The sequence below is a fragment of the Streptomyces sp. WG7 genome, from assembly GCF_049975785.1.
Lineage (GTDB): Bacteria > Actinomycetota > Actinomycetes > Streptomycetales > Streptomycetaceae > Streptomyces.
In genome coordinates, this window is record NZ_JBNGGE010000041.1 from 1 (window position 1) to 24802 (window position 24802).

The following is a 24802-nucleotide window of genomic DNA, read 5'->3' on the forward strand; positions in this document are numbered from 1 at the left end:
ACATGCCGCTCGTCCTCAGGCTCACCGGGAAGCTGGACATCGGCGCTCTGGAGGCCGCGCTCAACGATGTCATCGCGAGGCACGAGCCGCTGCGGACCGTCTTCCCCGACTTTGACGGACGGCCCCACCAGCGGGTGCTCGGTCCGGAGCAGGCGCGGATCGGCGTCGAGGTGGAGGAGATCGGCGAGGAGCAGGTGCCCGAGCGGGTGGCCCGGATCGTGCGGCACGGGTTCGAACTGGACAGGGAGATACCGTTCCGGGCCGGGCTGCTGGTCACCGGGCCCGATGCGTCCGTGCTGGTCGTGGTCATCCACCACATCGCGGCCGACGGCTGGTCGATGGGGCCGCTGACGCGTGACCTGGTCGCCGCGTACACCGCGCGCCGGGACGGGGCACGACCCGAGTGGGCCCCGCTCCCGTTGCAGTACGCGGACTTCACCCTCTGGCAGCACGACCTGCTCGGGGACGACTCCGATCCGGACAGTCTCTTCGTACGGCAGGCCGCGTACTGGGCGGATCAACTGGCCGGGTTGCCGGAGCAGGCCACGCTGCCGCCCGACCGGCCCCGCCCCGCGCTTCCCTCCTACCGCGGCGACGTCACGCAGTTCCGGATCGGCGCCGAGACCCATGCCGGACTGCGGGCGCTGGCCCGCTCCGCGGACTCGACGCTGTTCATGGTCCTCCAGGCGGGCCTGGCGGCACTGCTGTCGAGGCTCGGCGCCGGGGACGACATTCCCGTGGGCTCGCCCATAGCCGGCCGCGGCGACGAGAACCTGGACGACCTGGTCGGGTTCTTCGTCAGCACCCTGGTGCTGCGCACGGACACCTCCGGGGACCCGACCTTCGCCGAGCTGCTGGCCCGGGTGCGCGAGACCTGCCTGGCCGCGTACACGCACCAGGACCTGCCGTTCGAGTACCTGGTGGAGAAGGTCAACCCGCAGCGCTCCACCGCCCACCACCCGCTGTTCCAGGTCGTGCTGGTCCTGCAGAACGACGACGGCGCGCGCTTCGACCTGCCGGGGCTCCAGGTGGGGGCGGAGAAGGCGGGCGCGGGGTCGGCCAAGTTCGACGTCTTCGTCAGCGTCACCGAGACCTTCGACGAAGCGGGCGAGCCGGCCGGCCTCACCGGCCTCGTCGAATACGCCACCGACCTGTACGACGCGACGACCATCGACGTCTTCACCGCGCGCTGGACGCGCCTGCTCGACTCGGCGATCGGCGACCCCCGCCGACCGGTCAGGTCGCTGGAGATCCTCGCACCGCACGAGCGCGGGACGCTGCTCGAATGGTCCGGAGCCGACCGCGCCGACCTGCCCCCGGTGACCCTGCCGGAACTCTTCCGGGCGGCGGTCGAACGGTCACCGGACGCCGTGGCGATGATCTCGGGCCGCGACGAGACGTCGTACAGCGAGCTGTCGTACGCCGAACTGGACCGCCGCTCGAACCGCGTCGCGCACCACCTGCTGGGGCTCGGGGTCGGCCCCGGCCAACGGGTGGCGCTGCGGATGCGGCGCGGCCCGGAGCTCGTCGCCACCATCCTCGGCGTGGTGAAGACCGGCGCCGCGTACGTCCCGGTCGACCCGGACTATCCGGCCGAGCGGATCGCGTACATGCTCGCCGACGCGGATCCGGCCGTCGTCCTCGACGACGCCTGGACGGCCGGGGTGAACGAGGAGGCGCTGCCCGACACCGACCCGGGCGTGCCGGTCCATCCCGCGCACACCGCGTACGTCATCTACACCTCCGGGTCCACCGGCCACCCCAAGGGCGTCGAGGTCACCCACGCCGGGTTCGCCAACCTCGCGCGTGCGCAACTGGACGCGTTCGCGCTCGCCCCGGACAGCCGGGTGCTGCAGTTCGCCTCGCCCAGCTTCGACGTGTCGGTCTGGGAGCTGGTGATGGCCTTCGCCTCGGGCGCGGCCCTCGTGGCGGCCTCCGCCGACGCGCTGGCCGGCGACGCGCTGGCGGGAACGCTCAGCGGGCGTCGGGTGACCCATGTGACGCTGCCGCCCTCGGTACTGGCGACCCTCGACGCGCGGGGGCCGGGCGTGCCCTTCCCCGACCTGGCGGTTCTCCTGGTGGCCGGCGAGGCATGCTCGCCCGACCTCACGGAACGCTGGGCACCCGGGCGCCGCATGATCAACGCGTACGGGCCCACCGAGTCCACCGTCGGCGCGGCCATGAGCACGCCTCTGACCGGCCGCGAGAGCGGGGTCGTTCCCATGGGGCGGCCGCTGTTCGGACTGTCCGGCTACGTCCTGGACGGCGGTCTGCACCCGGTGCCGCAGGGGGTCGTCGGCGAGTTGTACGTGGCCGGGGCGGGCCTGGCCCGCGGTTACCTGGGCCGGCCGGGGCTCACCGCCGAACGGTTCGTGGCCAACCCGCTGGGCGGCCCGGGGGAGCGGATGTACCGCACCGGCGACGTCGTGCGGTGGAACGCCGACGGCCAGCTGGAATACCTCGGTCGTGCCGACGACCAGGTGAAGATCCGCGGCTTCCGGGTGGAACCCGGCGAGATCCAGGCCGAGTTGCTGCGCCTGCCCGGCCTCGTCCAGGCCTTCGTGGCCGTCCACCGGCACGGCGGGACGGACCCGCGGCTGGTGGCGTACGTGGTGCCGGAGGACCCGGGCGGCTTCTCCGCGGCCGCCCTGCGCGAGGCCCTGCGCGAGCGGCTCCCCGGCTACATGGTCCCCTCGGCGGTGACGGCCCTGTCCGAACTGCCGCTCAGCCCCAACGGCAAGGTGGACCGCAAGGCGCTGCCCGCCCCCGACTACGGCGGCCGGGCCGGGCGCCCGCCGCGCACTCCGCGGGAAGAGGTGCTGTGCACCCTCTACGCCGAAGTGCTGGGCCTGCCCGGGGTGAGCGTGGACGACGGCTTCTTCGACCTCGGCGGGCACTCCCTGCTGGCGACCGGGCTGATCAGCCGGATCCAGGCGGTCCTCGGTGTCGAACTGCCCCTGCGTGTCCTCTTCGAGGCCCCGACCGTCGCCGGACTCGCCCGGCGCCTCGACGAGGACGCCGACGGAGGGTTCGGCGCGGGCGAGGGCGGCAGCGGGCGTTCCACCGCGTTCGAGGTACTCCTGCCGCTGCGTACCAAGGGCGACCAGGCCCCGCTGTTCTGTCTGCACTCGGGCGGCGGGATGTGCTGGAACTACGCGAGCCTGCTGCCGCACATCGACGCCGACATCCCCCTCTACGGACTCCAGGCGCGCGGGCTGTCCGACCCCGGGAACCTGCCGGGGTCCGTGGAGGAGGTGGCCGACGACTGCATCGAGGCGATGCTCCGGGTGCAGCCGGAAGGGCCGTACCGGCTCATGGGGCACTCCTTCGGAGGTATCGTCGCCCACGCCGTCGCGGCCCGGCTGGCCGAACGGGGGCAACGGGTCGAGCTGATGGTCTGCCTTGACGCGAAGCCCGCCGCGCAGGAGGACATCCCCGAGCACGCGCACGAGGAGTACTACCGCGGCATCCTCGAACTGCTGGGGGTGAGCACCGTCGAAGTCCCCACGGAGGACATGACGTTCGACGAGTTCGCTGCGGTGGCGCGGACGACGAACACCGTGCTGGGCAGCATCGAGGAGAGCGAGTTCCTCACCATCATGCGGGTGATGGAGAACAACATCGACATCACCGGACGCTACCGGCACCAGCGGGTCGCGACCGAGATGATGCTGTTCGCCGCCACGCAGGAGACCGACAGCGTGCTGGAGCCGGACGTCTGGCACGAGTACGTCGACGGGCCGCTGGAGTACCGGCGGATGGACTGCTCCCACGCCGGCATGCTCAAGCCGGAGACGCTCCACCGTATCGGCGGAATGATCCAGGACCGCCTGCGGCGCGGGACGGACGGCTCCTGGACGAGGACGGGGAGGTCCGGCGGACGCTGATGACCGGCTTCCCGAAGGCGGCGCCGACGGCGTAGTGGCGGTAGCCGTCGGCGGCCCTGTCGAAGAGGACGACGCGGTCGATGAGAGGCCGCAGGGGGCGTCGAGCGCCCGCTCTAGCCGACGCGCAACCGGACGCGGTCCGGGGTGAGGTCCTTGACCGAGGTGGCGCCCAGCAACTGCATGGTCTGCCGGACCTCGGCCGAGAGGATGTCCAGCACCCGGCGCACGCCGGCCTCGCCGCCCGCCATCAGTCCGTAGAGGTAGGCGCGGCCGACGAGGACCGCCGTGGCGCCCATGCAGACCGCCGCCACGGCGTCCGCACCGGACCGCACCCCGCCGTCGAGATAGACCTCCGCGGCACCGTCCACCGCCCCGACCACCGCGGGCAGCTCCTCCAACGGCACCGGCGAGCGGTCCAGCTGACGCCCGCCGTGATTGCTGACGACCAGGGCGTCCACGCCGAGGCCGGTGATCACCCGTGCGTCCTCGGCCGTCTGGACGCCCTTGACGATGAGCTTGCCCGGCCACACCTCCCGCAGCCACGCCACGTCGTCGGCGGTCGCCGCGGGATCGAACATCAGATTGCCCAGGTCCGCGGCGGTGCCCTGCCACCGGGTGAGAGAGGCGAACTCGAGTGGCGGGGTGGTCAGCAGGTTCAGCCACCACCACGGCCGCAGCGCCCCGTCCAGCAAGGTGCGCGCGGTCAGCGCCGGCGGGATCGTCATGCCGTTGCGCACGTCCCGCAGCCGCGGTCCCGCGACCGGCGTGTCCACGGTCAACATCAGCGCCTCGTACCCGGCCTCCGCGGCGCCGCACACCAGATCAAGGCTGCGGGCCCGGTCCCGCCACAGGTACAGCTGGAACCAGCGGCGTACGCCGGGCACGGCGGCGGCCAGCGTCCCGGCGGCCGTGGTGCCCATCGTGGACAGCGTGTACGGCACCCCGTGGGCGGCGGCCGCCCGGGCCACGGCCACCTCGCCCTCGTGGTGCATCATCCGCGTGAAGCCGGTCGGGGCGAGCGCGATGGGGAGAGCGGACACCTCGCCGAGCAGAACCGCCGAGGTGTCGACCGCCGAGACGTCCCGCAACACGGTGGGCCGGAACTCGATCCGGCGGAAGGCGGACCGGTTGCGGGCCAGCGAGAGTTCCTCGCCCGCGGCACCGTCCGTGTAGTCGAAGACGGCTCTGGGGGCACGCCGGCGGGCGGCGGCCCGCAGGTCCGCCACATCGGCGGCGGCGGCGAGCCGTCGCCTGGCCCCGCCGGGCCGGGGCCACCGCGGTCGCAGCAGAGGCGAGAGTTCGGCCGGGCGCGGGAACCGGCGCCGGAGGCGGTCACCCACCGGTGGTGACGGGAAGCTGTCCAAGGCCCCTCCTCGTTCTCAGGGCCCTCGCGGCCGGCCACGGGCTGAGCCCGGGAGACCCGGGGGCCGTCCTGCCAGGTCACGGGCACTGTACGACCGAGGTGCGGCACGCGACGACAACTGTTCGGCTGCGCAGGCCCGTCGGAGCCGCGCCGCCCTCCGCGCAGGCCTGTGGTGCGTGGCGGCGCTCCGTTCAACTGCGCACGAGTCCCACGGGCCTCCTGCCTATCGTTACCTCATGAGTCTTCCCGAGGTGATCCGGATCGTCTCCCGTGACTCGCCCATGGCCTTGGCGCAGGTCGAACGGGTCCGCGGCGAACTCACCGCCGTGCAACCCGGGTTGGCGACGGAAGTGGTCGCGGTGCGCACCACCGGCGACCGATGGCTGGGCGACCTGTCACTGGTCGAGGGCAAGGGCGCGTTCGTCAAGGAGGTCGAGGCCGCGCTGCTGGACGGCGCGGCCGACCTCGCGGTGCATTGCGTGAAGGACATCCCCGCCGACCGGCCGTTGACCGAGGGCACCGTCTTCGCGGCCTTCCTGGCCAGGGACGACATCCGCGACGCCCTGGTGCACCCCGACGGACTCACGCTCGACCGGCTGCCGCCCGGCACCCGGGTCGGTACCTCGTCCGTGCGCCGCGCGGCCCAACTGGCGGCTTCCCACCCGCATGTGGAGTGTGTACCGATGCGGGGCAACGCCAATCGGCGCCTGGCCCGGATGGCCGCGGGCGAAGCGGACGCCCTGCTGCTCGCGGTGGCCGGCCTGGAGCGGATCGGCCGCCGGGACGCCATCAGCGAAGTCATCGACCCCGAGGCGATGGTACCGGCCCTGGGGGCGGGAGCGCTGGCTCTGCAGTGCCGCGAGGGCGACACCGAGCTGATCGCGGCGGTCGGCGCACTCGACGACGAGACCACGCGCCGGGAGGTGACCGCTGAGCGCATGCTGCTGCACGTGCTCCAAGGCCACTGCAACAGTCCGATCGCCGGGTTCGCCAGGGCGTCCCGGGACGGCGGACTCTCCCTGCGGGCCCGTGTCTTCAGCGCCGACGGCAAGAAGAGCCTCCACGCCCACGAGTGGGCCGGGCCCCTCGCCCCCGAGACCCTGGGTATGTCGGTCGGGGTGGCGCTGCTCCGCCAAGGGGCCCGCGACCTGATCGACGGCACCGGAGGCGGTGGGTGAGCGTGGCGAGCCGAGGGCGCCCCGGCTCGTCCGCTCAAGGTCGGGCGCCGGGCCCGAAACCCGTCCAGCGCAGGTCCGCGGGGAGATGGCTCATGTCGTTGTAGACCACCAGCGAGGGGGCCGCGCCGGTGTAGTACTCGATCGCCGTCACCGCCGTGTTCCCGCAGCTCATCCCCAACCACCGCTCACGTGGGGCGCCAAGGGCGTGCCGCAGGAGCCAGGCCACCTGGTAGGCGTGGGTGACCAGGACCTCGTGCGTCTCGGTGTCGGCGGGGCGGGCGAACCGGTCGGTCAGCGCGTCCGCGAGGCGCTCCCCCTCGGCCGCTTCGGCGGGGTCGTAGCCGTCGAAGACCCCCGCCCATGCCGCCGGCGGCTTCTTCGGCACGTGCGGGATGTAGTCGGTCAGCTCGGCCGCCTCCCGCACGGGGACCCCGTTCAGACGCTCGCCGATGAGCTGGGCCGAACGCACCGCCCGGGGCATCGGCGAGTGCCACACCGTGTCGATCGGCAGGCGGGCCAGGCGCTCCGCGAGCAACTCCGTCTGGCGCCGTCCGACTTCGGTGAGCCTCCCGAAGGCGTCCGCCGCCCCGTGCCTGACCATGAACAGACGCCGAGTCGCCATGGCATGCCCTTCCGTGGGGAGGGGGATAGAGACATGTTCAGAACATCCGGATGATATCAACATTTCGTCTGGATGGGCGGCTGCGGCGCGACCAACGCCGGCACCGGCAGGCGATGAGTCCGTCCCTCCGTCCGGTCGAGGCTGGGCCGGACAAGTCGCTGCGGCCGAGGGGAGCCCGGGCGCGGCTCGCCCAGCGGCCTGGCTGCTGAGGCAGCCCAGGGGGGCACTGCCCGGGCACCTTCTTCCGGTGCCCGGGCACGATCGAGGCTGACCGGCTTGTGGTCAGGCCGGCTCCGGCAGGAAGCGCACGGTTCCGTCCGCGCCCGCGCGACCCACCGCGGTTTCCTCTCCAGGAGCACGGGGAATCGAACACCGGCCCTTGGCCATTCCCGGGCACCCGGTCGGGGACCGGCGTCCTTGACCGTGGCCGGCGGGTGACGACGGCCGGGCTCGCCGGCGAGCCCGGTGCGCGCGCCACGCCGAAGGGGGCGGAGCATGCGATCGGTGCGGTCACCGGTCCTTTGCCAGGGCGACGAGTTCGGCGAACAGTCCGCCGGCGTTGACCAGGTCCTCGTACGTCCCGTGCTCGATGATCCGGCCCCGGTCCATGACGAGGACGCGGTCGGCGAGGCGGGTGTTCTCCAGTTGGTGGGTGACGACGATGGTCATGCGTTCGGCGGCGATCCTCTTGATCTCCAGGAAGATCGCGTGCTCGCCGCGGGCGTCCATCTGGGAGGTCGGCTCGTCCAGGATCAGCAGGGGTGTCCGCCGGTACAGCGCGCGTCCGCACACCAGGCGCTGCCACTGGCCTCCGGAGAGTTCGGCGCCGCCCCACAGCTCTTTGGCGAGCAGGGTGTCGAGTCGCCGGGGGAGTTTCTCGATCGCCTCGCGCATGCCGACAGCGTCCACGACCTCCCAGACGGGCCCGTCGTCGTGGGTCCTGGGCTGTCCGAGGGTGATGTTCTCGCGGGCGCGCAGGGGCCAGCAGGCGAAGTTCTGCGGGACGAGTGCGGTCCGCTTCCACACGGCGTCGGGGTCGGCGTCGGCGAGGTCGACGCCGTCCCAGGTGACGCGTCCCTTGTCGGCGAGGAGGACGCCGGTGATGAGTCTGGCGAGGGTGGACTTGCCCGAGCCGTTCTCGCCGACGATCGCCAGGATCTCGCCCCGGCGGAGCGTGAGCGAGACCCCGGCGACGGCCGGTTCGTCCTTGCCGGGGTACTGGTAGACGACTTCGTCGAGCCGGATCTCGTCCACCCGCTCGGCGATGGTCAGCGCTCCGCGCTTGGGGGCGCGTTCGGCGGCCAGGTCGAGGAAGGCCCGCATGTCGGCCAGGTAGAGCGAGGTGTGGAACATGGCGGCGCCGTGCATGACGAACTGGGACAGCGCGGCGAGCGTGGTCTGTACGGCGACGACGGCGGTGGCGGCGACGGGCAGGGCGACACGGCCGTCGGCGGCCAGCCAGGCGAGGGTGGCCCAGGTGCCCAGCAGGAAGACCCCGCCCAGCGCGCTGGTGGCCAGGACGATGCGGAGCATGCGCGGGGCCGCGGTGAGGGTGCGCCGGTCGATGCGGTCGGACAGGGCGCGGTACCAGTACAGGAGGTAGCCGGTCATGCCGTTGGCCCGGACCTCGTCGCCGTGTCGGGAGTAGGTGGCCCACCAGCGCATCATCGACCGTACGTTGCGGTCGCCGACGTTGAGGTAGTGGGTCTCGTAGATCACGCGTGCGGACAGCACGGCTCCGGCGCCGGCCGGGAGGACGGCCAGCAGGAGCAGGGGCAGCATCAGCGGATGCAGTGCCGTGATGACTCCGCTCGCGGCGATCATGCGGATCAGAGCGGACATGAACCGCTGGGCGTCCTCGACCATCAACCGGGTGCGGGTCACGCCGACCTCGGCGGCTTCCTGCCGGTCGGCGAAACCGTCCTCGCCGTAGGCGGAGGACTCCACCCGGCACACGGCGGCGACCAGGGCGACGTCCGCTTCGGTCATCAGCAGAGGTGTGATGCGGCCGTCGGCGTAGGAGGACAGGGCGCTGCAGACCCGGCCGACGGCGGCACCGGTCGTCACCACGATCAGGGCGGGCAGCGCGCCGTCCAGGCGTTCGGAAACCGGGCCGCTGCCGAGGATGTGCGTCATGGCCCGAGCGGTGAACGCGAGGACGACGGCAGACGCGACGCCGGTGAGCAACTGGCACGCGAGGAGCAGCAGGACGCCTGCCCTGTCGACGGCCCACGCCATCCGCACGGTGTGCCCGAGCACCGAGGGAAGGCGGCGGCACATCGCCGCGAAACTGGCATCCGCCAGCGGGTTCCTACCGTGCATCCCCCCGAAGGTGAGGGTGGCCGGTGGCGGAGGGGGCGGCGTCTCCTCGTTCGCGGTCGAGGCGTCAGTCACTGTCACCTGCATCCCTCCTGAAAATCGGTACCGCGCCCGGACGGCTCGGCGGTGCACGGCATAACGACGCGGAGCCGCAATCGAACGCGCTCGATTCCGGACGTGCTGGGTCCCTTGCCGCACAAGGGACCGGACGGGGGAGCTCGTTGCTGAAGCCGGTGCCGCGCGCCCGGACTTGGCCGAATCGCCGATATGTGAAACGCCTGTGGCACACGAGGTTTCAGCGCCTGCGGAACGGGGTCGCGGCAGGCTGCGGAGCGCTGCTCCTCCCTCGCCGCGGCGTGGGTGAGGGCCTCCACCCGGTGCTTCGGCAGATGCCCTGCACGGAGTTCCGGCGTGCCGGTGGCAGCGCAGAGCCCCTGCTCCTGTTTCGCCGGACGGCGAGGAACGCGCGAGGGAACGGTGCGGCTACTTCGCGTGCCGTGCGGCGATCCGTTCCAGCGGCCCGGAATCCACGCCTTGGATCGTGGAAGGCCGCCCGGCCACAACGGACGGGAACCGGTGAACCGGCGGCCCCGCCGGACGATCGACTCCTCGGAGCCACCGGACACTCCGCGCACACGCGAAGGCGGTTCCGTGAAGCGGAGCCGCCTTCGCACGTGCGCCCGCCGACCCCCGTGCGGCGGGCGCCGCGTGGCCGGGGACGTCACCCTCCCCCAAAGGTGGCGTCCCCGGCCGTCTTCCCCCGGCGCCGGACTGTGGCCGATCGTGGCCCGGTGCGTTCAGCGAGCGGTCACCAGGACATGACCGCCGTCTCGCCCGCACCCCACGAGGAGTACAGACGCACCCGGACGACATAGCGGCGGCCCTTGACGAAACGGGCCCTGAGCGTGGCGTTGCGGGGCGTTCCCCCGTCGTCCGTACCGGTGAGGTAGCGGGGCACGCCGTCCCGTTCCTCGAAGACGACGACGACGGCGTCGCTGTCACCGAAGGTGCCCACGGTGTACTCCCGGGTCTCCGGCGGATCCACGCGGAAGTCGGCCTGCTCGCCCGGTCCGAGCCCGAGCGGCACCGAACGGAACGGCACCAGCGGACCCGGCCGGCCGGTGGGCGGGTACCAGCGCAGGGCGAACTCCTTGTCGGCGGCGGAAAGGGTGCCGGGCGGGTGCAGGCCGGAGCGGTAGTGCTCGGGCTCCAGTATCAGCCCCGACGGGAACGGGTACTCCATGATCGACTGCGGGTCCCAGACCGGGCCGTTGACCTCGTCGGTGTCGAGCTTGCGCAGGATGTTGTGGAAGGTCCGCTCCCGGCTCCAGTGGTTCGGCGGTCCCGCCAGTTCGGCGTAGACGGCCTCGTCGTCCCAGAGGATGCCGGCGTACGGGCTCTGGTGCTCGTGCAGCATGCCGAGCGCGTGCCCGATCTGGTGCAGGGCCGTCGCGCGCTCCCCGGGTGCGGTCAGGTCCCAGCCGAAGTTCATCGTGCGGTCGTTCAGGCCGACCCGGAGCGCGTCCTTGCCCACCGCCGACCAGGACCCGTCACCGGGCTGGAACCCGATGCGCAGCTCGGCCTCCGAGCGGTCACCGACCTCGGTGAGGACGAGTCCGATGCCGAGGTCCTGCCACTCGCGGAAGCAGCCGCGTACCACGTCCCGCTGCTCTTCGGTACCCACCCACGACACCCGCCGCGGCCGGCCGGTGCCCGGCATGGGAACGACGGAGGTGTCGGTGTCGCCGCCGAGGAAGCAGTAGTGCAGAACGGTGCCGTTGACCCACATCCGCTGCCCGCCGACGAGCGCGGCGAGGCGCTCGGCGGCCAGCCCCGGCGCGAACGCGGGGTCGGGCTGCTGCGCGAGCGAGCAGTAACGTGCGGTCATGGCCCCCAGACTGCCGTCCGGCCCGCTCCGGGCGCCTGAGTCGGGGGCTACTCAAGTCGTCCTGTATCAGGAATGAGTATGCCGGCTCATGTTGCCGTGACGACTTCTCCGCGGGACGCGAAGACACTCCGCACGCCCTGGCCGTTCACCGGGCGTGCGGACGAACTGGAACTGGTGCGCCGGTCGGTGACGGCCGGACGGAACGGCATCGTGGTGACGGGCCCCGCGGGCTGCGGCAAAACCAGGCTCGTGACGGAGGCCGTCCGCGGCACCGACTGCGCCAGGGCGGCCGGGACACCCGAGACCCGGGCCATTCCCTTCGCGGCCTTCGCCCACCTGCTGCCCGAGAGCGTCACCCTGCACCGCGCGGTACACCTCCTGTCCGGCGTACGCCTGCTGCTGGTCGACGACGCCCACCTGCTCGACGACGCCTCGGCCGCCCTCGTGCACCAGCTCGCCGTGCACGGCCGCACCCGGCTCCTGGTCGTCGCCACGGAGGGCGTTCCCGTGCCGGGCGCGGTGTCCCGGCTGTGGTCCGGGGAGTTGCTGCCGCGCCTCACCCTGGAGCCCCTGCCCCGCGAGGAGACCGCCGAACTGCTCGCGGCCGGTGCGGCCACCGCCCTGGAACCGCTCACCGTCGACCGGCTGCACCGCCTGTCCCAGGGGGACCTGCGGCTGCTGCGCGAGCTGTTGACCGCCGTGGGCGAGGAGCGGCTGCTCTCACCGGTCCCGGACACGGACCAGTGGGCGTGGCGTGGGCCGGTGCCCATCACCGCAACGGTGCGGGAGCGCGCCGCCCACCTGCTCGACCGTCCCCGCGTGGAGGAACGCGAGACGCTCGAACGCCTCGCCTTCGCCGAACCGCTCCCCCTCGACCTGGACGCCCTCGACGCAGGGATCCTGGAACGCCTGGAGGCCGAGGGCCTGGTCACCGTCGACGACCACGGCGCCACCCGTCTGGCCCACCCCCTGCACGGCCCGGTGCTGCGCGCCGCCGCGGGCCGGCTGCGGGCCCGGCGCCTGGCCCGCACCCCGGACCGGTGCGGGCCCGCCCTGGCGGGGGAGAGCGCCGCTATGGCCCTGCGTATCGAGCAGGCCGACGTACGGGCACTGGAGACGCCCGTGGGGGAGTGGCTGGCGGCCGAGGGAGTGCCGCTGCCGGCCCGGTACGCGGCGCTCCGCGCCCGGTTCGCGCGCCTGCGCGGCCGGCTGTCCGAGGCCGCGTCCTGGGCCCGCGAGGGCCTGCGCGCCAGCCCGGACGACACGTCCTGCCGCGAGGAACTCGCCCTGGCCGCCGCCCAGTCCGGTGACACGGCGGCGGAGAGCCACGGAGCGGCCGAGGCCTGGGCCGCCGCCGCGCGCGGCGACATCGACGGGGCGGCCCGGGCGGCCGCGCGCGCCGGGGACCCGTACGACGCCGTGCGCCTCGGTGCCCCCGAGCGGGCGGCCGGCCGGCTGACCGGCGTGTTCGCCGGGCACGCCGATGCCCTGGAGCGGGGCGACGGACCGGAGCTGGACCGGGTGGCCGAGGAGCTGGAGCGGCGGGGGTTCCTGCTGTTCGCGGCCGAGGCGCACGCCCAGGCCGTACGTGCCCACCGCGACCCGGGCGCCGCCCGCACCGCCCGCACCCGGGCCGTCGCCCTCGCCCGGCGCTGCCAGGGTGCCCGCACCCCGGCCCTGTCGGGTCTGGTGTTCGGCGAACTCACCGCCCGTCAGCGGCAGGTCGTCACGCTCGCCGCCGCCGGCCTGAGCAACCGGCAGATCGCGGAGAGACTCACCCTCTCCGTCCGCACCGTCGGCAACCACCTCTACGGCGCCTACACCCGCCTCGGCGCCGGCGACCGCGGCGCACTGCCCTGGCTGATGGAGCTGCCCGAGCCGCAGCCGGCCTGAAGACGGGGCCTCTCAGGCCGCCCCGAACGCGGAGAACGCCCACCCCGTCGCCTGGTGCACCGCGTCGCCCGGCAGCGCGGCCCGCGCGTCGCGCAGCGCCTCCGCCAGGGACAGCCCCGCGTCCAGGCCCTTGTGCAGCGCGAGCATCAGCGGCACCACGGCGGCGTCGTTGACCGGCGCGCTGCACGCCACCACCCCGGCGGTGCCCAGCGGCAGCAGCGCGGTGACCAGCCCGAGCAGCTCGTCCGCGCCGACCGACGCGAACCGGGCGGTGTCGCAGCAGGACAGGATGATCCGGTACGGGCTGCGGTCCAGCCGTTCGAAGTCGTGCACGATGAGCGGCCCGTCCGCCATCCGCAGCGAGGAGAACAAGGGGCTGTCCGCGCGGAAGGTCCCGTGCGCGGCGATGTGCGCCAGTGCCGCTCCGTCCAGCTCCCGCAACACGCGCGGCACCCGCACCGCGTCCCCCTCCAGGACGGTGGGCCGCACACGCCGACCACCGGACGGCGGTTCGGCCGCGGGACCGTCGGAGGGGTCCTCCGAGGTCACGCCCGAAGGCTCGAACGCCTCGCGCGCGCCGCGAGTCCCCGAACGGACGGGGCCCGTGTCCCGGTCATCGGGCCAGGGCGTGCGTGCCGGGCCGTCCGCGCCGCCCGGGTCGTCCGACGAGGCGACCGCGGTGGCCCGCGGCCCGTGTGTCCCGCCGTGCCCCGCCCCGGTCTGCTCTTCGGAGCGGCCGGTGACCGCCGACGCCGGTGCCCCGCGGCCCGCCGACACGGCCGGGACGCCCCGCCGGCCGGCCGGCCCGGGAGCGCGCGTCACTCCGTCCTCCGCCCCGGCCGGTTCCCCGTACCCGCCCCCGGGCGACAGCGCCCACGGCTCCTCGCCACCCGGCGTCCGCGACGCCGCCCCGTACCGGTCGGCGAGTTCCGGCACCTCGGCGCCGCCGCTCGCCAGCCCCGGGCCGCGTACCAGGACCTGGCGGCCGCCGGGCGGGGGCACCGTCTCCTTCGCACGGAGCCAGCTGCTCGCCGACGGCGACACGCTCAGGACCCGTTCGCGCAGGGCGGGCAGCAGCGCCCACGGCACCCGGTGCAGCCGGCCGGGCGGGACCACGACGACCGGGCCGGAGCCCAGGTGCGCCGCTGCGGGTCCGAGCAGGAGCTCCTGGAGGCGCGCCCCCGCCGCCTCCACCAGGGGCAGCCGTGCCTCCGCCCCCGGATGGGCCAGCCGGCGCAGCCCGGCCTGCACGTGCTCGGCCTCCCGTTCCGCCTCGGCCAGCAGCCCCGCTTCGAACCGCCGTACCCGGCCCCGCCCGCACAGCAGTACGTGCACGCGTCCGTCGAGCACGGCCAGCTCGACCAGCAGCACGTCGTCACCCAGCCGCGCCAGCAGCCGCCCGACGTCGAACCGGTCACCGTCGCCGGGCGCCTCGCCCCGCATGTGCAGGGTGCGGGAGCGGATCTCCCGCTCCAGCCGCCGCTGTTCGCGCTCCAGTGCGGGGGCGGGCCGGCCGCCGTCCGTCCGGGCCTCCTCCGCGCGGGCGGCGATCTCACGGAACGCCGTCATGCCGCTCAACAGCGCGGGATCGGCCGGCGGCCGGGTCGGCGGCGCGGACAGCACCGTCGCCCGCCAGCGCTCGCTCCACACCAGCAGCCGCCGCGGCCCGCCCGAGACCAGACTCGCCCGCTGCGCCAGCGCCGCCAGCTCCGCGCCCTGCGCGGTGGCCCGCGCCCGCAACTCGGACGCGCCCAGCGTCATCCGGTGGTCGTCGAGGACGTCCAGGCCCCGCCGGCACGCCTCCAGCACGCCCCGCGCCGACCCCGCCGCCCGCGCCCGCAGGGCCTGCGCCGCCCACCCCGTCATCCGTGCGAGCGGCGGCCCGCTGTGCCGGCTGCGCGCGGCGACCGCCAGATGCCGTTCCGCGTCCGCCGTCCAGCCGAGCTCCAGTGCGATCCGGCCCGCGAGCAGCGACGCCTCCGGAGCGGCCGGCGCACCGAAGGCGGCCAGCCGCTCCGCCACCGCCGCGGCGTCGGCCACCAGCCGTCCCGACCCGCGCCCCGTCGCGACCCGCGCCTCGATCAGGACCAGCCGCGCGTGCGTCTCGTACCAGGTGCGCCGCTGCCCGGCGAACAGCCGTACCGCGACGGCCGCGCGCGCGAGCGCCGTCTGCGGATCGCCCGCCAACCGTGCCGCCCGCGCCGCGACCAGCAGCAGCTCCGCCTTTCGAGTGGACTGTCCGCCGATCCCGTCCAGCGCGGCGATCGCCGCGTCCGCCTCCGTCAGCGCCTCCGGGGCCAGCCCCGCCGCCATCAGCACCTCGCAGCGCCGGATGGTGAGCATGAACGTCGGCGTGCCCAGCTTGGCGTACCGCTCCTCCGCCTCGTCCAACAGCCGCAGCGCCGCCGGCACGTCACCGGACCGGAACGCCGCGAGCCCCCTGCTCTCCACCGCGTCGGCCTTGTCGTGCTCCTGGCCGGTGGTGTCCCACAACGCCTCCGCCGCGGCGAAGTCGGCGTCCGCCCGCTCCACCGCACCCAGCGCCAGATGGACGGTGGCCCGCAGGGTCAGCGCCCGCGCCGTCCAGATCACGTCGTCCGCCTGCCGCAGCACCTGGATCGCCCGGCGTACGTCCTCCAGCGCCTCGCCGTGCCGGCCCAGCACCCACCAGACGTACGCCCGCCGGTACAGCACCCGCGCCCGGGTGTGCCCGGTGCCGCGCGCCACTCCCTGCTCGAACGCCGCGAGGCCCTCCCGGGTGCGGCCGCAGTGCACCAGAGCCACCCCGAGGGTGGCCAGTACGTCCGCCTCCCGATCGGCCGAGTCCGCTCGGGCCGCGAGGTCGCGGGCGGTCCGCAGATGGGCCAGGGCCCGCCGGGTGTCGCCGAAGTCCCGCTGCCAGATGCCGATCACCTGGTGGGCGATCGAGGCGTGCAGCGGTGAGGGGTCGGCCCCGAGCAGCTCCTCCGCCCGGGCCAGAGCTTCGTTGGGGGCGGCGAACACCATCGGCAGCAGTTGGAGAACCGAGTCGTTTCCCGCTGTCACCCCACGGATGGTAGTGCTCCGGAACCACGCCACACAGGTTCGAGTCTGTATCAATCAGCCACCCCCGGACTCTGATTGACGACCGTCGCCGAGAGCCTCGCCGAGAATGTCGCCGCGACCGCCGTCACCACCGCCGTCCCCGTGGAGGAAACGCCATGGCACCACAGAGATTCCGTGAGCAGTTCGACCAGATCCAGCGTTCGATGCCGGACATCCCGCTGGCGATGGGGCCGGACGACTCCGCCGAGTTCTTCTACGAGAAGGGCGTCGTCCTCGCCCGCGACGGCGAGGAGGCCCGCCTCGTCGAGGACACCGTGCGCGACCACTTCACCGCGATGTCCGGCCTGACCCCGGACCACGTACGCCGGGCGAGCCCCGAGACCAACCGCACAGGCATCACACGCATCCGGGTCGCCGACCCGGGCGAGGGCGACCGCGTCGGCGACCCCACCGTCGCCCATGCCATGCGCTCCCTCAGGACGATGGAGGGACGCGCCGGCCGCCGGCTGATCAGCCGCAACCACGTCGTCTCCATCGCCGTCAACGCCTGCCCCGGCGACGAACCCGTCCCCGTACCGATCAGCGAGCCGCCGAACCCGGCCGCCGCGGAGACGGCGTACGACGCCGGGACCGCCGTCGGCGTCCTCGTCATCGACACCGGCCTCATGCACGACTACCGGTCCTACCCCCTGCTGGCCCACACCGACGGCGACGCCCAGGTCCGGGAGTGCGACGACGACGGCGTCCTCCAGCAGTACGTCGGGCACGGCACCTTCATCGCCGGGCTCGTCGCCGCCGTCGCCCCCAACACCGACGTGACCGTCCTGGGCACCCTCAACGACGCCGGCGCCATCCTGGAGTCCGAGCTGGGCGAGAAGCTCTTCGAGGCCGTCGACCGGGGCGGCTGGCCCGAGGTCCTCAGCCTCTCCGCCGGAACCTCCAACGGCCGCACCGACGGCCTGCTCGGCGTCCAGGCCTTCATGGAGGAACTGCGCGAACAGCGCACCCTGCTGGTCGCCGCCGCCGGCAACAACGCCAGCGCCACGCCCTTCTGGCCCGCCGCCTACGCCGACCTGCCCGGCTGGGAGAACTCCGTGCTGTCGGTCGGCGCGCTGCGCGGCGACGGCGAGTTCGGTGCCTGCTTCAGCAACCACGGCGGCTGGGTCAAGGCCTACGCTCCCGGCGAGCGCCTCACGAGTGCCTTCACCGGCTTCCAGGCGCCCGTGCCGTACATCTACCAGCACTCCACCTACGACGCCTGCCGGTACGGGTTCGGTTACGCCTGCACCTGTCAGTACCCCCGGCACAACGGGGTGCTCAGCGAGCCGGGCGAGGCCCCCGCCAAGCCGGACCAGGTGATGTTCGAGGGGCACGCGCAGTGGAGCGGCACCTCCTTCGCCACCCCCGTGGTCGCGGGCCTGGTCGCCTCCTACATGACGGCGCACAAGGAGAGGGACCCGCGCGAGGCCCGGAAGCAACTGCTGGCGGCCAACACCGAGTACGCGGAGGTGCGCGGGGCGCACGTACCGGCGCTGCTGCCGCCCACCTGGCGCCCGGTGTCCGTCGCCCCGCCGGCCGGCGGGGCGTGAGGGGCCCGGTGGCGGGCGGAACCACCTATTCCACGGCGTACGATGGCGTGTCGTACACGAGGGGTGGGACCGTGGATCGTGCAGAGGTCGGGGTGCTCGTCCAGTTGGCGGCCGACGGGGACGCGGCGGCCTGGAAGTCACTGGTGGACGGGCTGGGCCCGCTGGTGTGGTCCGTCGTGCGGGCCCACGGGCTGTCCGACGCCGACGCGCACGAGGTGTACCAGACGACCTGGTTCCGGTTCGCTCAGCACCTGGGGCGGATCCGCGAACCGGAGAAGACCGGCTCCTGGCTGGCGACCACGGCACGGCACGAGTGCCTGAAGCTGCTCAGGGCGTCGAAGCGGTGGATGCCGACCGACGATCCGCAGCTGCTCGACCGGCCGAGCGAGGACCGTACGCCAGAGGAGTCGGTGCTCGACTCCGAGGAGGCCGCGGCGCAGACCGAGCGCGTCCGGCGGCTGTGGCAGGAGTTCGAAGAACTGGGCGAGCGGTGCCGCCAGCTGCTGCGGGTGCTGATCTCCTCGCCGCCGCCCAGTTACCAGGAGGTGTCCGCCGCGCTGGATATCGCGGTGGGCAGCATCGGGCCGATGCGCCAGCGCTGCCTGCGCAGGCTGCGGGCCCGGCTAGAGGCACGGGGGACGATATGAGCGACAAGCACGACGGCTTCGGGGACGAACGGTCCGACGGGACGTTCACGGACGAGGAACTCGGCGCCGGCCTTCTGGAGGAGGAGCTGCGGCAGGCCGCGGCGATCCTGGACCCGGTCCCGGCCGAGCTGCGGCGGATCGCCGTCGACGCCTTCGCCCTGCACGACCTGGACGCCCGCGTCGCGGAGCTGACCTTCGACTCGCTGGTCGACGCCATCCCGGTCAGAGGAGAGGCGGACCCGCCGCGGATGCTGACCTTCCGCGCGGACGAGGTGACCGTCGACGTCGAGGTGACCGCGGACGGACTGATCGGTCAGGTGCTGCCGCCGGGGCCGGCCCGGATCGAGGTGCTGAGCGGTCCGCTGGCCCACGCGCGGCTGACGGCGGACGATCTGGGCCGGTTCACCGGCGAGGCCCCGCCCACCGGCCCGTTCGCGCTGCGGCTGCGGACCGGCCGGGAGGTGGTAGTGACGGAGTGGCTGCGGGCCTGAGCCCGTCGTCCACCCGGACCAGGCGCAGGGAAGAGTGCGCGGCCCGCGGATCACCGTCTTGCGGCGCCAGGCCACCTGGCCGGCCCGGACCGCGAGCCGCAGCCCCGGCAGCCGCTCGACCAGGGTGTCCACGAGCAGCTCGGTCCCCAGCCGGGCGAGGACGGCGCCCGTGCAGTAGTGGTGGCCGTTGCCGAGGGCCAGGTGCGGGGTCGGGATCGCGGTCGAGGCCGGTCCGGTCCGGGTCGGGGAAGACGTCCGGGCCCCGGTCGGCGGCGAGGTAGGAGACGTACCCGGGGTCGCCGGCGCGGATGCGCACTCCCGCGTCATGCACCACCCTGGCCGCGCTCCCGGGCGGCCGTCGCGCGGAAGTGCTCCAGCCGGTGGGCGGTCCGGTGCTCAGCCCGATACGGCGTCGACGAGCGCCGCCAGCGATGCCGCGAGGCGGGACAGCCCGGGTCCGGCAGGGCCGCCCGGTTCGGTCATGTAGGTGTCCCGGCGGATCTCCACCATCAGCGCGCCGACCTCGCGCCGCTTCCCGTAGAAGTCCAGCGGCACGTACGCCCCGCTGAACGGGCTGTCGAGCCCCGTCTCCCCGCACGGGGCGAACGCCTCCCGGGCGGCGGCGAGCAGCTCGGACGGCGTGTGGAACTCGTCGGTGCCCAGGCAGACCGGCGGGCGCGGTCCCTCGCCGTGCAGCTCGTAGGGGAGCGGCTCGGTGGGGTAGGAGTGCACGTCGATGATCACGGCCCGTCCGGTGGCCGCGAGCCGGTCGGCGACCGCCTCGGTCATCGCGCGCGCGTACGGCCGGAAGTACCTTTCGATCAGCGGTTCCGGGTCGGTGCCGTCGGGCCGCAGGACCTCGCGGTGCGACGTCCGCGTGTACACGGCGCCCATGCCGACGGCCGTCATCTCCTCCCGCTCGTCCGGGAACCGCTCCGGGTCGACGACCAGCCGCGACATCCGGTTGACGAACCGCCAGGGCGTGAGACCGGCCAGCCCGGCCGCCGCCTCGGCGATCCGGGCCGTGTGCGAGTCGGTGATGTGGTCCAGCTCCCGTTCCAGCGCCGCGTCGTCCAGGGCGATGCCGGGGCGGACGTCGGCGGGTATCTCCCGTGCGGAGTGCGGCACGTGGAGGATGACGGGCGACGCGGGGGCGCCGGGGACGATCCGGAAGGACGCGGGTGCGTCGGTCATGAGGTTGCTCCGCGAGGATGTGGTGACGAGACAGACGGGCACCCCGCCTCCGTGAGGACGGAGACGGGGTGCCGCGTGACCTGGGGCCGGGTGAGGATCAGGCGAGGGACGCCAGCGCCTCGTTCCAGGTGGCCGACGGGCGCATGACCTCGGCGGCCTTGGCCGGGTCGGGCTGGTAGTAGCCGCCGATCTCGGCCGGCTTGCCCTGGACGGCGTTCAGCTCGTCGACGATCTTCTGCTCGTCGGCGGACAGCTTCTCGGCGAGCGGGGCGAAGGCCTTCGCCAGGTCCGCGTCGTCGGTCTGCCCGGCCAGCTCCTGCGCCCAGTACAGGGACAGGAAGAAGTGGCTGCCGCGGTTGTCGATGCCGCCGACGCGCCGGGTCGGGGACTTGTCCTCGTTGAGGAAGGTCGCCGTGGCGCGGTCGAGGGCGTCGGCGAGGACCTTGGCCCGGGTGTTGCCGGTGACCTCGGCGTACTGCTCCAGGGACGGCACCAGGGCGAAGAACTCGCCGAGAGAGTCCCAGCGCAGGTAGTTCTCCTTGACCAGCTGCTGCACGTGCTTGGGCGCGGAGCCGCCGGCACCGGTCTCGAACAGGCCGCCGCCCGCCATCAGCGGTACGACCGACAGCATCTTGGCGCTGGTGCCCAGCTCCAGGATCGGGAACAGGTCGGTCAGGTAGTCGCGCAGCACGTTGCCGGTGACGGAGATGGTGTTCTCGCCGCGGCGGATGCGCTCCACCGACAGCTTGGTCGCCTCCACCGGGTTGAGGATCCGGATGTCCAGGCCCTCGGTGTCGTGCTCCGGCAGGTACGCCTCGACCTTGGCGATCAGGTTGGCGTCGTGGGCGCGGCCCTCGTCCAGCCAGAAGACGGCCGGGTCGCCGGTGGCGCGGGCGCGGGTGACGGCCAGCTTCACCCAGTCGCGGATCGGGGCGTCCTTGGTCTGGCAGGCGCGGAAGATGTCGCCGGCGGAGACCGTCTGCTCCAGGACGGCGGTGCCGTTCTGGTCGATCAGGCGGACCGTGCCCGTGTTCGGGATCTCGAAGGTCTTGTCGTGGCTGCCGTACTCCTCGGCCTTCTGCGCCATGAGACCGACGTTCGGGACCGAGCCCATCGTGGAGGGGTCGTAGGCGCCGTTGGCGCGGCAGTCCTCGATGACGGCCTGGTACACGCCGGCGTAGGAGGAGTCCGGGATGACGGCGAGGGCGTCGTGCTCCTGGCCGTCCGGGCCCCACATGTGGCCGGAGGTGCGGATCATGGCCGGCATGGAGGCGTCGATGATGACGTCGGAGGGCACGTGCAGGTTGCTGATGCCCTTGTCGGAGTCGACCATCGCCAGCTGAGGGCCCTCGGCGAGCTCGGCGTCGAAGGAGGCCTTGATCTCGGCGCCCTCGGGCAGGGACTCCAGGCCCTTGTAGATGCCGCCCAGGCCGTCGTTCGGGGTGAGGCCGGCCTTGGCGAGCGCCTCGCCGTACTGCGCGAACGTCTTCGGGAAGAAGGCGCGGACCACGTGGCCGAAGATGATCGGGTCCGAGACCTTCATCATCGTGGCCTTCAGGTGCACGGAGTACAGGATGCCCTCGGACTTGGCGCGGGCGACCTGGGCCGTCAGGAACTCGCGCAGCGCGGCGACGCGCAGCACGGAGGCGTCGACGACCTCGTCCTTCTTCACGGGGACCGACTCGCGCAGCACCGTGGTGGTGCCGTCGTCGCCGACCAGCTCGATCCGCAGCGTGCCGTCCTCGGCGATCACCGTGGACTTCTCGGTGGAGCGGAAGTCGTTCTCGCCCATGGTCGCGACGTTGGTCTTGGACTCGCCGGTCCAGGCGCCCATGCGGTGCGGGTGGTTCTTGGCGTAGTTCTTCACCGAGGCCGGGGCGCGGCGGTCGGAGTTGCCCTCGCGCAGGACCGGGTTGACCGCGGAGCCCTTGACCTTGTCGTACCGGGCGCGGATGTCGCGCTCCTCGTCGGTCTTCGGGTCGTCCGGGTAGGCCGGGAGCGCGTAGCCCTGGCCCTGCAGCTCGGCGATCGCGGCCTTGAGCTGCGGGATGGACGCCGAGATGTTCGGCAGCTTGATGATGTTGGCGGCGGGGGTCTTGGCCAGCTCGCCGAGTTCCGCGAGGGCGTCCGGGATGCGCTGGTCCTCGGTCAGGTACTCCGGGAACAGGGCGATGATGCGGCCGGCCAGCGAGATGTCGCGGGTCTCGACGGCGACACCCGCCTGCGAGGCGTACGCCCGGATCACCGGCAGGAACGAATACGTCGCCAGGGCCGGGGCCTCGTCAGTGTGTGTATAGATGATGGTCGAGTCAGTCACCGGGTGCTCCGCTCCACGTCTGCAACATTGCTCGACATCAAGATATCTCGTGATCGCCCCGGGCTCGACAGGGGCCGTGCGGAGATTCCGGACAACCGGCCGCACGGCCCCTGCCGCACCAGCGGGTGAACGGGCGAACGAATCAGTGGATGATCAGGCGAACGGGGCGACGTCCTCGCCCGCCCGCTGCTGCGGGAACACCACGGTCCCCTGCTGGAGCGCGACCGTCCGGGCGGGCGCCGGAATGCGGATGCCCTCCTCGCGGTAGCGCTTGTGCAGGCGTTTGATGAACTCGTGCTTGATCCGGTACTGGTCGCTGAACTCGCCGACGCCCAGGATCACCGTGAAGCCGATCCGCGAGTCGCCGAACGTGTGGAAACGCACCGCCGGCTCGTGGTCCGGCACCGCGCCGGTGATCTCGGTCATCACCTCGGCGACCACCTCGGTCGTCACCCGCTCCACGTGCTCCAGGTCACTGTCGTAGGACACGCCGACCTGGACCAGGATGGTCAGCTGCTGCTCGGGCCGCATGAAGTTGGTCATGTTCGACTTCGCGAGCTGGCCGTTCGGGATCACGACCAGGTTGTTGGACAGCTCACGGACGGTGGTCTGCCGCCAGTTGATGTCCTCGACGTAGCCCTCCTCGCCGCTGCTGAGCTGGATGTAGTCACCCGGCTGCACGGTCTTCGAGGCAAGGATGTGGACGCCCGCGAAGAGGTTGGCCAGCGTGTCCTGCAGGGCCAGCGCCACCGCCAGACCGCCGACGCCCAGGGCGGTGAGCAGCGGCGCTATGGAGATGCCCACCGACTGCAGCATCACCAGGAAGCCGATGGACAGCACCAGGATGCGGGTGATGTTGACGAAGATCGTCGCCGACCCGGCGACCCCGGAACGGGACAGTGTCACCGTACGCACCAGGCCGGCGACCACCCGGGTGGCCGACACCGTCACCACGAAGATCAGCAGCATCGTCAGTACCTGGTTGACGCCGTGCTGCACCGTCCGCGTCAGCGGCAGGGCGGCCGCCGCCCCCGCCACGCCCCCCGCGACCGCGGCCCACGGCGCCACGGTGCGCAGCGCGGCCACGAGGACGTCGTCGCCGCTCCAGCGGGTGCGCCCGGCGTGGCCGGCCAGCCAGCGCAGCAGCACGCGCAGCAGGAACGCTCCCAGGAGGCCCGCCGCCAGCGCGATGCCGGCGGGCACCAGATGATCCATGGTCGGGTCTTCCGTCACCGGTCACCTCCAAGGGGCACGGCTGCGGCGAAAGCCCTCGCCGACGGCCGGATGTGAAGTTTCGTCACGTCGTCACCTGCTCGATACCTGCTGGATGTCGGGATGCGCGATCGCGCCGGTCCGCAAGGCAGTTCGACCGGCGCGACCGTTCATCCTGCCGCATGCCGAGCGCCGGCCGGTACCGCCCCGAAGAGCGGTATGAGGCGTTTCGGCCTCAGATCACCCTCATCCTCACCAACGCCGCCAGCGTCAGCGCCCCCGGCAGCAGCGGCAGCCACACCGTCATGAGCCGGAACGCGAGCACCACCGCCGTGGCCACGGCCGCCGGGCCGCCCGCCGCCATCAGCGCCACGACCAGCGCCGCCTCGACCGAACCGATACCGCCCGGCGTGGGCACCAGCGCGACCGCGACCGTCGCCGCCAGATACGCCACCGCCATGTGCCCGGCAGGCACCGGCAACGCCAGCGCCTGCCCCACCAGGACCAGCGCACCCGCCTGAAGCGCGGGAAACGCGAGAGCGCCGCCCCACAGTGCCAGCGCCCGGGCCGGGCGGGTGTGCACCGAGCGGGCCTCGCCGAGCGCCGTCCGCAGGAAGGCGACCAGCGCCCCGCGCAGCCGTGGCGCCAGCGCCAGCACGCCCGCCGCCACCAGCGGCACCGCACCCGCGGCGACCAGCAGGGGACCGACGGCCCCCTCGGGCAGCAGCGTGCCGAGCCGAAGCGCGCCGGGGAACGCGATCAGCAGGGCGCCCAGCAGGGCGAGGCGGCCGACGCTCTCCGCCAGCAGGTACAGGGCGAGGGCGGCCGAGGAGCGGGCGAGGGGCAGTCCGCACACCGCCATGAACCGCAGGTTGACCGCGCTCGCGCCCAGCCCCGTCGGCAGCAGGTGGTTGGCCGCGCCCGCCGCGAACTGGGTGGCCAGCAGCCGCCGCCGGGGCAGCCGCTCCACCACGGCGCCCTGCCGGGTGCAGGCCGCGGCGACCCAGGTCAGGCAGGTCGCGCAGGCCGCTGCGAGCAGCCAGGGCCACCTGGCCGTGGCGAGATGGCCGAAACCCTCGGCGAGCACCGACCGGTGCCGCACCGCGACGACGGTGACCAGCAGCAGCGGAAGCATGCAGAGAATCCGCCGGACCAGG

The 24802-nt window shown here is 73.3% G+C and carries 15 protein-coding genes and 1 pseudogene; 6 read left to right on the forward strand and 10 right to left on the reverse strand.

What is annotated here, in order from left to right; genetic code table 11:
• The coding region (locus tag ACP4J0_RS30100; protein ID WP_426601876.1) for a non-ribosomal peptide synthetase at window positions 1–3887 on the forward strand (3887 nt) is incomplete at its 5' end.
• A gap of 113 nt (window positions 3888–4000) precedes the next feature.
• Here ACP4J0_RS30100 and ACP4J0_RS30105 read toward each other — a convergent pair.
• Window positions 4001–5251, reverse strand: coding sequence for an alpha-hydroxy acid oxidase (locus ACP4J0_RS30105; RefSeq protein WP_426601877.1), 1251 nt, complete (start codon window positions 5249–5251; stop codon window positions 4001–4003).
• Between the two features lie 235 nt (window positions 5252–5486).
• On the opposite strand from ACP4J0_RS30105, the gene hemC reads away from it, so the two are divergent.
• A complete protein-coding gene (hemC, locus tag ACP4J0_RS30110; protein WP_426601878.1) occupies window positions 5487–6428 on the forward strand; it encodes a hydroxymethylbilane synthase in 942 nt (313 codons plus the stop codon).
• Window positions 6429–6462: 34 nt separating this feature from the next.
• On the opposite strand, the gene ACP4J0_RS30115 is transcribed toward hemC, so the two are convergent.
• The 3 genes from ACP4J0_RS30115 to ACP4J0_RS30125 all read right to left on the reverse strand — a co-directional run bounded on the left by ACP4J0_RS30115 (window position 6463) and on the right by ACP4J0_RS30125 (window position 11257).
• A complete protein-coding gene (locus tag ACP4J0_RS30115) occupies window positions 6463–7050 on the reverse strand; it encodes a histidine phosphatase family protein (RefSeq protein WP_426601879.1) in 588 nt (195 codons plus the stop codon).
• Window positions 7051–7560: 510 nt separating this feature from the next.
• A complete protein-coding gene (locus ACP4J0_RS30120; protein ID WP_426601880.1) occupies window positions 7561–9456 on the reverse strand; it encodes an ATP-binding cassette domain-containing protein in 1896 nt (631 codons plus the stop codon).
• 721 nt (window positions 9457–10177) lie between these two features.
• On the reverse strand, window positions 10178–11257 hold the full coding sequence (locus ACP4J0_RS30125) for a hypothetical protein (protein ID WP_426601881.1): 1080 nt from the start codon (window positions 11255–11257) through the stop codon (window positions 10178–10180).
• 72 nt (window positions 11258–11329) lie between these two features.
• Between ACP4J0_RS30125 and ACP4J0_RS30130 the strand changes: the two genes are divergently transcribed.
• A complete protein-coding gene (locus ACP4J0_RS30130; protein WP_426601882.1) occupies window positions 11330–13150 on the forward strand; it encodes a LuxR C-terminal-related transcriptional regulator in 1821 nt (606 codons plus the stop codon).
• 12 nt (window positions 13151–13162) lie between these two features.
• Here ACP4J0_RS30130 and ACP4J0_RS30135 read toward each other — a convergent pair whose 3' ends face one another.
• A complete protein-coding gene (locus ACP4J0_RS30135; RefSeq protein ID WP_426601924.1) occupies window positions 13163–16156 on the reverse strand; it encodes a CHAT domain-containing protein in 2994 nt (997 codons plus the stop codon).
• A gap of 194 nt (window positions 16157–16350) precedes the next feature.
• Here ACP4J0_RS30135 and ACP4J0_RS30140 point away from each other — a divergent pair, with 194 nt between their 5' ends.
• The 3 genes from ACP4J0_RS30140 to ACP4J0_RS30150 are packed head-to-tail and all read left to right on the forward strand — an operon-like array spanning window position 16351 to window position 18922.
• Window positions 16351–17784 (forward strand): S8/S53 family peptidase, encoded by a 1434-nt coding sequence (locus tag ACP4J0_RS30140; RefSeq protein ID WP_426601883.1) that lies wholly within the window; start codon window positions 16351–16353, stop codon window positions 17782–17784.
• 8 nt (window positions 17785–17792) lie between these two features.
• The gene (locus ACP4J0_RS30145; protein ID WP_426601884.1) at window positions 17793–18431 is read left to right on the forward strand and encodes an RNA polymerase sigma factor; all 639 of its coding nucleotides are present in this window, start codon (window positions 17793–17795) and stop codon (window positions 18429–18431) included.
• Complete coding sequence (locus ACP4J0_RS30150) at window positions 18428–18922, forward strand: hypothetical protein (protein ID WP_426601885.1); 495 nt, start codon at window positions 18428–18430, stop codon at window positions 18920–18922. Before ACP4J0_RS30145 ends, ACP4J0_RS30150 begins: the two co-directional genes overlap by 4 nt.
• Window positions 18923–18940: 18 nt before the next feature.
• Here the strand turns inward: ACP4J0_RS30150 and ACP4J0_RS30155 are convergent.
• The 5 genes and pseudogenes from ACP4J0_RS30155 to ACP4J0_RS30175 all read right to left on the reverse strand — a co-directional run.
• Window positions 18941–19241 (reverse strand): annotated as a pseudogene (locus ACP4J0_RS30155) (cytochrome P450); the annotation flags it as partial.
• Between the two features lie 77 nt (window positions 19242–19318).
• Window positions 19319–20116 (reverse strand): N-formylglutamate amidohydrolase, encoded by a 798-nt coding sequence (locus ACP4J0_RS30160; RefSeq protein WP_426601886.1) that lies wholly within the window; start codon window positions 20114–20116, stop codon window positions 19319–19321.
• A gap of 97 nt (window positions 20117–20213) precedes the next feature.
• On the reverse strand, window positions 20214–22433 hold the full coding sequence (locus ACP4J0_RS30165; protein WP_426601887.1) for an NADP-dependent isocitrate dehydrogenase: 2220 nt from the start codon (window positions 22431–22433) through the stop codon (window positions 20214–20216).
• A gap of 153 nt (window positions 22434–22586) precedes the next feature.
• The gene (locus ACP4J0_RS30170; protein ID WP_426601888.1) at window positions 22587–23648 is read right to left on the reverse strand and encodes a mechanosensitive ion channel family protein; all 1062 of its coding nucleotides are present in this window, start codon (window positions 23646–23648) and stop codon (window positions 22587–22589) included.
• 232 nt (window positions 23649–23880) lie between these two features.
• A complete protein-coding gene (locus ACP4J0_RS30175) occupies window positions 23881–24780 on the reverse strand; it encodes a lysylphosphatidylglycerol synthase transmembrane domain-containing protein (protein WP_426601925.1) in 900 nt (299 codons plus the stop codon).
• Window positions 24781–24802 lie beyond the last annotated feature (22 nt).